Genomic DNA, 9,438 nt, shown 5'->3' with positions numbered 1-9,438 from the left:
TGATGCTCGATCGCCTCGGCCGCCGCCATCAATTCGACCGCGACGATGCTCGCCGCGTTCTTCGCCATCTCGATCAGCCGCCAGGCGCCATGCGTCGCCATCGAGACATGATCTTCCTGGTTGGCTGAAGTGGGGATGGTGTCGACGGAAGCGGGATAGGCCTTCTGCTTGTTCTCGGAAGCGAGCGCGGCGGCCGTCACCTGGGCGATCATGAAGCCCGAATTCAGGCCGGCATCGCGGGCCAGGAAGGGCGGCAGGCCGCTCATCACCGGATCGACCAAAAGCGCGATCCGGCGCTCGGCGAGGTTGCCGATCTCGCACAGGCCCATCGCCAGCATGTCGGCGGCGAAGGCCACCGGCTCGGCGTGGAAATTGCCGCCCGAGACGACCTCGCCCGGTCCCAGCACCAGCGGATTGTCGGTGACGGCATTGGCCTCGATGGCGAGCGTCGTGGCGGCATTGGCGAGAAGATCGCGCACCGCGCCCATCACCTGCGGCTGGCAGCGCAGCGAATAGGGATCCTGCACCTTGGAGTCGCCGAAGCGATGGCTCTCGCGGATCTCGCTGCCGGCGACGAGTTCGAGCAGCGTCGCCGCCACCTTGATCTGGCCCGGCTGGCCTCGCAGCTTCTGGATACGCGGGTCGAACGGCGTGTCCGAGCCCTTCAGCGCATCGACCGAGAGCGCCCCGGCGACCAGCGCCGCATCGAAGACGCGGGCGATGTCGCAGAGCCCGGCCAGCGCGATCGAGGCCGAAACCTGGGTGCCGTTGATCAGCGCCAGCCCTTCCTTGGCGCCGAGCACCAGCGGGGCCTGGCCGATGCGCTTCAGCGCTTCGGCCGCCGGCAGGATTTCGCCCTTCAGCCTGATCTCGCCGACGCCCATCAGCGCCGCCGTCAGATGGGCGAGCGGCGCGAGGTCACCGGAGGCGCCGACCGAGCCCTTGGCCGGAATGACCGGCAGGGCGCCGGCCGCCAGCGCGCCGACCAGCGCTGCGATCACCGCCGGCTGCACGCCGGAGGCGCCGCGTGCCAGGCTTGCCGCCTTCATCGCCAGGATCAGGGAAACGATGCTGTCGGGCAAAGCAGGGCCGGTGCCGACCGCGTGCGAGAGGATGAGGTTGCGCTGCAGGGTGGCGAGATCGGCGTCGGCAATGCGCACGCTGGCGAGCTTGCCGAAGCCGGTGTTGACGCCATAGGTCACGGTGCCGGCCGCGACGATGTCCTGGACGATCTTCAGTGCGGCGGTGACCGCCGCCTCGCTCCGGGTCGAAAGCGCGATGGAGGCGCCGTCGAGCACGGCGCGCCACTGGTTCAGGTCGGCTGCGCCGGGGTCGAGGGAGATCGTGGTCATTGGCCGTTCCGGATGCGGGCGTGAAGCGGGTTGAAACCGATGCGATAGGCGAGCTCGGCCGGGCGCTCGATCTCCCAGATCGCCAGATCGCAGGCCTTGCCGGCCTCGAGCGTGCCGATCTCGTCCTGGAGCCCGAGCGCGCGCGCCGCATTCCTGGTCATGCCGGCGAGCGCTTCCTCCGGCGTCAGCCGGAACAGCGTGCAGCCCATGTTCATGGTCAGCAGCGGCGAGGTCAGCGGCGAGGTACCGGGGTTGGCGTCGGTCGCCAGCGCAATCGGCACGCCATGCTGGCGCAGCAGCTCGATCGGCGGTTTTTGTGTCTCGCGCAGGAAGTAGAAGGCACCGGGCAGGATCACCGCGACGGTGCCGGCCTTCGCCATGGCGACGACGCCGGCCTCGTCGAGATGTTCGAGATGGTCGGCCGAGAGTGCCCCCATGCCGGCGGCGAGCGCCGCCCCGCCGAGATTGGAAAGCTGCTCGGCATGGATCTTGATCGCCAGCCCCTTCGCCCTGGCCGCCGCGAAGACGCGCGCCGTCTCGTCGGCTGAGAAGGCGATGCCCTCGCAGAAGACGTCGACCGCATCGGCGAGATCGTCGGCCGCGATCGCGTCGAGCATCAGCCCGGTGACGAGGTCGATATAGTCGCCTGAGCGGCCCTTGAACTCGGGCGGCACCGCATGCGCGCCGAGGAAGGTGGTCAGCACCCGGACCGGCCGTTCGCGGCCGAGCCGGCGCGCGACCGCCAGCACCTTGACCTCGCTGGCGACATCGAGCCCGTAGCCCGACTTGATCTCGACCGTGGTCACGCCTTCGGCGATCAGGGCGGCGAGGCGGCGCTCGGCGCTGGCGAAGAGCTCGTCCTCGCTGGCGGCGCGCGTCGCCTTGACGCTGGAGACGATGCCGCCGCCGGCCCGCGCGATCTCCTCATAGCTCGCGCCCTTAAGGCGCAGCTCGAATTCATGGGCCCGGTCGCCGCCATAGACGAGATGGGTGTGGCAATCGATCAGGCCGGGCGTGATCCAGCGGCCGCCGCAATCGATGGTCTCAGCCGCCGTGAAGGCGGGGGCCGTGCCGCGCGGCCCGACATGAATGAGGCGCCCGTCGCGCGCCGCGATGAGCCCGTCCTCGATCGCGCCATAGGGCGCGGCGCCGTCCGCCATCGTCGCCAGTCGCGCATTCAGCCAGAGCCGGTCGCAGCTCGAAGACGCTTTCGCCACCATTGCCTCTCGCACCCTCTCGACTTCGCTTCCGTTCCGATTAAGCTAGCCAATTGCATATGCAAAAGGCAAGTGCTTTATTGCATATGCAATTAGAGGATATGGCATGACGACGAAGCTGGATCTGCATCTCGAAGAGGCCCTGCTGCCGGACGGTTTCGCCAGTGGCGTCAGCCTGGGCGTGGAAGACGGGGTGATCGTCTCGGTCGCCCGCGATTCCGTCGCGCCGGCCGGGGCGATGCGGCTCGCCGGCCTGACCTTGCCGGGGCTGCCCAATCTGCACAGCCACACTTTCCAGCGCGGCATGGCCGGCCTGTCCGAGCGGCGCGGCGCCTCCGAGGATTCGTTCTGGACCTGGCGCGAGGTGATGTACCGTTTCCTCGACCGGCTGGGTCCCGACGATGTCCAGGCCATCGCCGCCCAGGCCATGGTCGAGATGCTCGAGGGCGGCTTCACCGCGCTCGCCGAGTTCCACTATTTGCACCACGACAAGGACGGGCGGCCCTATGGCGACATCGCCGCGATGGGCACGGCGATTGCCGCTGCCGCGGGCGAGACCGGCATCGGCCTGACCCTGCTGCCGGTGCTCTACCGCTACGGCAATTTCGGCAGCGCTGCGCCGGCCCAGGGCCAGCGCCGCTTCCTCAACGACCGTGATTCCTATCTGCGCCTGGTCGAGGGCAGCGAGAAGGCGGTTGCCAGCCTGCCCGACGCCCGCGTCGGGGTCGCGCCGCATTCGCTGCGGGCGGTGGCGCTCGAAGATCTGCCCTGGATCGCTTCGCTGCGGCCGCAAACCCCGGTCCATATCCATGTCGCCGAGCAGATGCGCGAGGTCGAGGACAGCATTTCCGTCACCGGTCGCCGGCCGGTCGAGCTGCTGATGCAGAACGTTACGGTCGACGAGCGCTGGTGCCTGATCCACGCCACGCATCTGAGCGATGCCGAGCGCGAAGCCATGGCGCGGAGCGGGGCGGTGGCAGGCCTGTGCCCGATCACCGAGGCAAATCTCGGCGACGGCATCTTCGACGGCGTGCACTATCGCGCCGCCGGCGGACGCATCGGCGTCGGCAGCGATTCCAACATCGAGATCGGCGCCGGCGGCGAACTGCGCCTGCTCGAATACTCGCAGCGCCTGCGCGACCGGCGCCGCGCGCTGTGGGCTGAAGCAGGCATATCTGCCGGCGTCCGGCTCTGGCAGGATGCCTGTGCCGGCGGCGCCCAGGCCTGCGGCCGTGCCGTCGGCAGGATCGCACCCGGCGCCCGCGCCGATCTCGTGTCGCTTGCGGCCGACCACCCGGCGCTGATTGGAAAGAGCAGCGATTTCGCCCTCGACAGCGCCGTCTTCGCCGCGGCCGCCTTGCCGGTCGAAAGCGTGATCGTCGGTGGAAAGCCTGTGGTCGGCGGCGGCCGGCACATTGACCGCGCCCGCATCGCCGCGCGCTATGGCGCCGTCATCCGCCGTCTGCTCGCCTGAGCCGGAAAAGAGCCCATGTCCGCAAGCCAGATCGACGCCGTAGCTCTCGATGGTGCCGGTCCGCTCTACGACCAGATCCGGCGCGCCGTCCGCGACCTGATCCTGAACGGCGCCTGGCCGCCGGGCACCGCCGTGCCGCCCGAGCACGCCTTGATGGAGCGCCTGGGCGCCTCGCGCATGACCGTGCACCGCGCTTTGGTGCAGCTGGCGCGCGAGGGGCTTATCACGCGCCGGCGCCGTTCCGGCACCATCGTCGCCAGCCCGCCGGCGAGCCATGCCATGCTCGACATCCTCTCGATTCCCGACGAGGTGCGCGGGCTCGGCCACGCCTATTCCTACGATATCCTGGAACGGCGCGACGGCCGCGCCTTGCGGCCGGTGGTCGCCCTGTTCGGGCTCGGCCGCGCCGCCGAGGTGGCGCATCTGACGGTGCTGCATTTCGCCGATGGCGTGCCGCATGTGCTGGAGGAGCGGGTGATCCATCTCGCCACCGTCCCGGCGGCGGCGCAGGAACGCTTTACCGCGGTTCCACCGGGTGACTGGCTGCTGCAGAACAGCCTGTGGTCGCAGGCCGAGCATGCGATCAGCGCCGTCGCCGCGGAGGCCGACCAGGCGCAGCTTCTCAATATCGGAGAGGGCGAACCCTGCCTGCTGGTCGAGCGGCGGACCTGGAACCAGGGCGAAGCCGTGACCGCCGTGCGCCTGCTCTATCCGGGCGGCCGGCATCGCTTCATCGGCCGTTTCGGGCCTTATGGGAAAGTGTAGGCGCAAAGGGCGAGTGGCTGGCCACCGCTCGCCCTTCGTCGTTCAGCTCACGCCGGCTCAGCAGGCGTAGCGGACGCGGCGGCCCCATTCGTCGCGGCCGACGCAGACGCGGTCGCGCGTGGTGGCATTGCCGATAATGGCACCGCCCACGCCGCCGATCGCGGCGCCGGCCACCGCGCCGCCGGCCCTGCCGGTCGCGAGCCCGCCGACGACGGCGCCGGTTCCGGCTCCGATCAGGGCACCGGCTGCGGTGTTTTCCTCGCGGGGCGTACACGCACCGATGGTCGCGGCAGCCAGGGCGGCGATGATGAGCTTGTTCATGGCGAGGTTCCTCTGGGTTGGGAGCGGAGCGGGGCGGAGCGGCATGGCGTGTCCCCGAAAGATGATCGGCACAGGGCCGGATTGCGTAGGAATATGCGCCGACGACAGTTCGTCGCGGCTTGCGGTCGCGGACCCGCTCCGCCATCGCCGGCGCAAAGCCCGTTCTCCCGGCACCAACCACCTAGGGCGGCAAAGGTTCCGGCCGCGCCCCTCGCAGACCCTGCTGTCGCGGCTTCGCCCTGCTGCCGCGGCTTTTGAGGTGCGACGGCACGCCGCCCCGGCGTTCTCGAATTTGTCGGCGCGAAGGCGGAACACCCACCAGCCTGCGGCGTTGATCTGACATGCCGGTCCAGCGCCGGCACCGTGAATTCGATGGAGGGAAAGATGAGCGCTACGATGACTGCGGCCTCGGCCGCCGCCAACCCGCTGATCGCCGGCGCCCGCGTCGCCGGCACCGAGGTCTACAATGCCACCGGCGAGCATCTCGGCTCGATCTATGACGTCATGCTCGACAAGGCGACCGGCAAGGTGGCCTACGCCATCATGTCCTTTGGCGGCTTCCTCGGGCTCGGCGAGAAATACCATCCGGTCCCGTGGAGCATGCTCGACTACGATATCGAGCGCGGTGGCTATGTCGTGCCGCTGACCCGGGAGAAGCTGGAAGCCGCGCCGATGTATGGCAGCGATGGCGAGCCGGACTGGCAGGACAAGGCCTATGGCAAGCGGGTGCACGATTATTACGGCACCATGCCCTACTGGATGATGTGAGAGCCTGACGGCTTTCGCTTCTCGGAGCGCAAGTCGCGGCGATTGCTATCCCCCCAGCCGGATCGCTGCGGCAGCGTGATGCGGGCCGAAAGGCCCGCATCTTTTTCGCGGCAAGGGTGCATCGCAATGCAGGGTTGGCGCCCGGCCCGGCTTTTCCGTGTCCTCGCGCCGCCATCCCAATCCGCCGCGGTCGAGGGAACCCGCCGGCAGTCGTCCAGCGTCGCAACCGTTCAGGAGTGGGCAATGCAAATCCGCTATGGCTACCGGATCGAGATTGTCTGCGACCAGCCGACCGCGCTCGTCACCCTGCTGGATGTCCACCCCTCGCGGCGGCATGACCTGCTCGAACCCGACGAGATGCGGGCGACGGGCCTGCTCGCCCCGGACGCGCCGCTGGTCATGGACCAGCATCTCGACCTTTTCGGCAATATCTGCCGCCGCATGATCGCGCCCGCCGGCGGAATCCGGATCGAGGCGAGCGGCACGATCCACGACAGCGGCCTGCCCGACGCGGTCGCGCCGGCGGCGCGCCAGATGTCGCCGACCGAGATGCCCGCCGACGCCATGGTCTTCCTGCTCGGCAGCCGTTATTGCGAGACCGACAGGCTGATGGATACGGCCTGGAACCTGTTCGGCCAGGTCCAGCCAGGCTGGAGCCGGGTCCAGGCGGTGGTCGATTTCGTCCACAACCACCTGACCTTCGGCTATGCCTTCGCGCGCAACAACCGCACCGCGGCGGAAGCTTTCGAGGAGCGCATCGGCGTCTGCCGCGATTTCGCCCACCTGGCCGTCGCGCTCTGCCGCTGCCTCAACATTCCGGCGCGCTATTGCAACGGCTATCTCGGCGACATCGGCGTGCCGCCCAATCCGGCGCCGATGGATTTCAACGCCTGGTTCGAGGTCTGGCTCGGTGGTCGCTGGTACACTTTCGATGCCAGGCACAACCAGCCGCGCATCGGCCGGATCGTCATCGCCCGCGGCCGCGACGCGACCGATGTCGCGATGCTCAACTCCTTCGGCTCCCATCGGCTGCAGCGTTTCGAGGTGGTCACCGAGGAGATCGTCGAACGCGCCCGTGCGCGCCCGCTGCCGCTGCCTTCCGACCCGCGCCGTCGCAGCGCGGCCGAGGCGCATGTCGCGGTCTGAACCATGTCCGAAACGACAGCGCCTGCGCTCGAGACGGCTCCGGCGGCGCCGCCGCGGCGCTTCCGTGTCATCGGCAACGCCCGCGCCGGCACGGTGCTGGAGGCTGGGCCCGAGCGTTTCACCGAGCGGCTCGAAGCCGCCTTCGCCGCGGCGGGCTGCGCGGCCGAAATCGAGTTTCTGCATCCGCGCGACCTGGAGAGCCGGCTGCGCCTGGCGATCGGCGACGAGGCGGTGATCGCGGTGATCGCCGGCGGCGACGGCACCGTCAACGGCGCGCTGCCGGTGCTGCTCGAATGCCCAAGGCCGGTCGGCATCCTGCCGCTGGGCACGGTCAACGTGCTCGGCCGGGATCTCGGCCTTCTCGGCACCATCGAGGAGCGGATCGCCGCCCTCTGCCGGGGCGAGCCGGTCGCGATGGATCTCGGCACCATCAACGGGCGCCCGTTCCACTCGCTCTCCGGCATGGGCTTCTTCAGCCTGATGGCGCGCGAGCGCGAATATGCGCGCCGCCGCTTCCCCTTCAGCCGCACCGTCGCCTTCGCCTTCGCGGCGGCGCGCTCGATCCTGTTCACCCGCCCGATCATGGTCGAGATGCGGATCGGCGGCGAGCACCGCCAGGTCGAGGCCGACGCGGTGCTGGTGACGGTCAACGCCTTCGATGCCGCCGACTGGCGGCGCAGCCGGCTCGATGGCGGCCAGCTCGAGATTCATATCCTCGATACCGGCGGCCTGCTTTCGCGCGCCAAGGCGGCGCTCTCGATGCTGACCGGGAGCTGGCGCACCGCGAAGAACCTCGTCTCGCTGACCGGCGAGGCGGTGACCCTGACCCGGCGCGACAAGCGGCGCGGCCATGTCACCTTCGATGGCGAGGTCGAGCGCCGCGCCGGCTCGCTCGAATATCGCCTGCTGCCGGGCGCCCTCCAGGTCATCGCGGCGCGTCCGGCCGAGATTTGAGCGCCGTATTGTCGTAAGCTGCCGCCGTCGCCCACCCGGAAACCCTCGATGTTCCTCCTGCAGCCGCGCATTCTCCTGCCGACAGCCGCGGCCTTCGGCTTCCTCGGCCTGGCGATCTTCGTCGTCGCCGGTCGCGACTTCGCCTTCGACACCCGCCTGATGATGCTGTTTCGCGACGCCGCCGACCCCGCGACGCCGCTCGGCCCGCCCTGGCTGCGCGAGATGATGCGCGACGTCACGGCGCTGGGCAGCTTCGTCGGGCTCGGCATCATGACCGTGGTCGCGGCCCTGACGCTCCGGCTCTGCGGCCATGCCCGGCTCGCGCTGGGCCTGCTGATCACCGTGCTGGCGGCGGCCGCCACAAGCACGCTGCTGAAGATCGCCATCGGCCGCGAGCGGCCCGACATCGTCGAGCATGCGGCGCTGACCTTCACGGCGAGCTTCCCGAGCGGGCATGCCTTCCTCTCGGCCGTGGTGCTGCTCGGCATCGCCGGCTTCGTCGGCATCGCCTCGCGCCGGGCCGACATCTCGCGCATCTGCCTCTGGACGGCCTGGCTGCTGATCGTCGCCATCGGCGTCAGCCGCGTCTATCTCGGCGTGCACTGGCCGAGCGACGTGCTCGGCGGCTGGTGCCTTGGCGTCACCTGGTCGAGCGTCGCGGTCGCCTGGCTCGGTCGTCTCGCGGCCGGTGCCGAAGCCCGCGAGGCCGCGGCGGCCGGCGCGTCCCCGCGCGGCATGCGGCAGGGAACCGTTTCCGAATAGGAGCGTTTCAGTCATGGCGCCGCGCGAGCGGCTTTTTTCATGACCGGAGCCTTCAGCCCATGACCCTTTCGCGCAACCAGCTCTTCCTCCTCGTCGGTCTGCTCGTCGCCGGCCTCGCCGCGACCGGCTATGCGCTCTACCAGGAGAAGAAGCAGCCGGAGGGCGTCGAGATCTCGGTCGGCAAGGACGGGCTCTCGATCAAGGAGAAGTGAGGCGCCCCGAGATCGCTCCCCGAGATCACTCCTGGGGGCACCGCCGCCCGCAACGCCAAGCTCCCCGCCAGCATGCGCTGGCGGCGCGACCGCCCGGCTTTTCGGCAGATGCCGCGGCATGGCCTTGCCGCGCCAAAGGCGTTAAGACGACCTCCTCTTCCGATCAGGCGCGAGGTTTCTCGATGAATGCTCCTTTCAAGAATTTGATCGCCGGCGAATGGGCCGGCTCCCAGAACGCCTCGCGGAACGTCAACCCGTCCAACACCAACGATGTCGTCGGCGAGTACGCGCAGGCCACCGTCGAGGACGCCAATAACGCGGTCGCCGCCGCCAAGGCCGCCTTTCCGGCCTGGAGCCGCACCACGCCGCAGGAGCGCTACGAGATCCTGAAGAAGGCCTCCGACGAGATCCTCGCCCGCAAGGAGGAACTCGGCCGCCTGCTTTCGCGCGAGGAGGGCAAGACCCTG

At 69.4% G+C, this 9,438-nt stretch carries 11 protein-coding genes; 8 read left to right on the top strand and 3 right to left on the bottom strand.

Annotation, left to right across the window (positions count from 1 at the left end):
* Both hutH and hutI read right to left on the bottom strand, forming a co-directional pair.
* Positions 1-1,352, bottom strand: a 1,352-nt coding sequence (gene hutH, locus V6M56_RS18335) for a histidine ammonia-lyase (RefSeq protein ID WP_332685610.1), incomplete at its 3' end; no start/stop codon positions are given.
* Positions 1,349-2,512: an imidazolonepropionase gene (gene hutI, locus V6M56_RS18330; protein WP_332685612.1), complete on the bottom strand. Its 1,164-nt coding sequence runs from the start codon at positions 2,510-2,512 to the stop codon at positions 1,349-1,351. The genes hutI and hutH, both read right to left, overlap by 4 nt.
* 163 nt (positions 2,513-2,675) lie before the next feature.
* On the opposite strand from hutI, the gene V6M56_RS18325 reads away from it, so the two are divergent.
* Both V6M56_RS18325 and hutC read left to right on the top strand, forming a co-directional pair.
* The gene (locus V6M56_RS18325) at positions 2,676-4,043 is read left to right on the top strand and encodes a formimidoylglutamate deiminase (protein ID WP_332685608.1); all 1,368 of its coding nucleotides are present in this window, start codon (positions 2,676-2,678) and stop codon (positions 4,041-4,043) included.
* Between the two features lie 15 nt (positions 4,044-4,058).
* A complete protein-coding gene (hutC, locus tag V6M56_RS18320; RefSeq protein ID WP_332685606.1) occupies positions 4,059-4,808 on the top strand; it encodes a histidine utilization repressor in 750 nt (249 codons plus the stop codon).
* A 57-nt stretch (positions 4,809-4,865) separates the two neighbouring features.
* On the opposite strand, the gene V6M56_RS18315 is transcribed toward hutC, so the two are convergent.
* Positions 4,866-5,129 carry a glycine zipper domain-containing protein gene (locus V6M56_RS18315; protein ID WP_332685604.1) on the bottom strand — a complete coding sequence of 88 codons (264 nt, stop codon included), beginning with the start codon at positions 5,127-5,129 and terminating at the stop codon, positions 4,866-4,868.
* 384 nt (positions 5,130-5,513) lie between these two features.
* On the opposite strand from V6M56_RS18315, the gene V6M56_RS18310 reads away from it, so the two are divergent.
* The 6 genes from V6M56_RS18310 to V6M56_RS18285 all read left to right on the top strand — a co-directional run.
* The gene (locus V6M56_RS18310) at positions 5,514-5,897 is read left to right on the top strand and encodes a PRC-barrel domain-containing protein (RefSeq protein ID WP_332685602.1); all 384 of its coding nucleotides are present in this window, start codon (positions 5,514-5,516) and stop codon (positions 5,895-5,897) included.
* Between the two features lie 243 nt (positions 5,898-6,140).
* Positions 6,141-7,043 carry a transglutaminase-like domain-containing protein gene (locus V6M56_RS18305; RefSeq protein WP_332685600.1) on the top strand — a complete coding sequence of 301 codons (903 nt, stop codon included), beginning with the start codon at positions 6,141-6,143 and terminating at the stop codon, positions 7,041-7,043.
* 3 nt (positions 7,044-7,046) lie between these two features.
* On the top strand, positions 7,047-7,997 hold the full coding sequence (locus V6M56_RS18300; protein WP_332685598.1) for a diacylglycerol/lipid kinase family protein: 951 nt from the start codon (positions 7,047-7,049) through the stop codon (positions 7,995-7,997).
* 48 nt (positions 7,998-8,045) lie between these two features.
* Positions 8,046-8,759, top strand: coding sequence for a phosphatase PAP2 family protein (locus tag V6M56_RS18295; protein ID WP_332685596.1), 714 nt, complete (start codon positions 8,046-8,048; stop codon positions 8,757-8,759).
* A gap of 59 nt (positions 8,760-8,818) precedes the next feature.
* The gene (locus V6M56_RS18290) at positions 8,819-8,971 is read left to right on the top strand and encodes a hypothetical protein (protein WP_332685594.1); all 153 of its coding nucleotides are present in this window, start codon (positions 8,819-8,821) and stop codon (positions 8,969-8,971) included.
* A 182-nt stretch (positions 8,972-9,153) separates the two neighbouring features.
* The coding region (locus V6M56_RS18285; protein ID WP_332685592.1) for an aldehyde dehydrogenase family protein at positions 9,154-9,438 on the top strand (285 nt) is incomplete at its 3' end.

It is taken from the genome of Allobosea sp. (assembly GCF_036675845.1).
Classification (GTDB): domain Bacteria; phylum Pseudomonadota; class Alphaproteobacteria; order Rhizobiales; family Beijerinckiaceae; genus Allobosea.
This window is presented reverse-complemented; position numbering and strand designations above follow the sequence as displayed.

Coding starts and splice junctions, on each gene's coding strand:
- hutI (WP_332685612.1), bottom strand. CDS start 2,512: ATGGCGGACGGCGCCGCGCCCTATGGCGCGATCGAGGACGGGCTCATC.
- V6M56_RS18325 (WP_332685608.1), top strand. CDS start 2,676: ATGACGACGAAGCTGGATCTGCATCTCGAAGAGGCCCTGCTGCCGGAC.
- hutC (WP_332685606.1), top strand. CDS start 4,059: ATGTCCGCAAGCCAGATCGACGCCGTAGCTCTCGATGGTGCCGGTCCG.
- V6M56_RS18315 (WP_332685604.1), bottom strand. CDS start 5,129: ATGAACAAGCTCATCATCGCCGCCCTGGCTGCCGCGACCATCGGTGCG.
- V6M56_RS18310 (WP_332685602.1), top strand. CDS start 5,514: ATGAGCGCTACGATGACTGCGGCCTCGGCCGCCGCCAACCCGCTGATC.
- V6M56_RS18305 (WP_332685600.1), top strand. CDS start 6,141: ATGCAAATCCGCTATGGCTACCGGATCGAGATTGTCTGCGACCAGCCG.
- V6M56_RS18300 (WP_332685598.1), top strand. CDS start 7,047: ATGTCCGAAACGACAGCGCCTGCGCTCGAGACGGCTCCGGCGGCGCCG.
- V6M56_RS18295 (WP_332685596.1), top strand. CDS start 8,046: ATGTTCCTCCTGCAGCCGCGCATTCTCCTGCCGACAGCCGCGGCCTTC.
- V6M56_RS18290 (WP_332685594.1), top strand. CDS start 8,819: ATGACCCTTTCGCGCAACCAGCTCTTCCTCCTCGTCGGTCTGCTCGTC.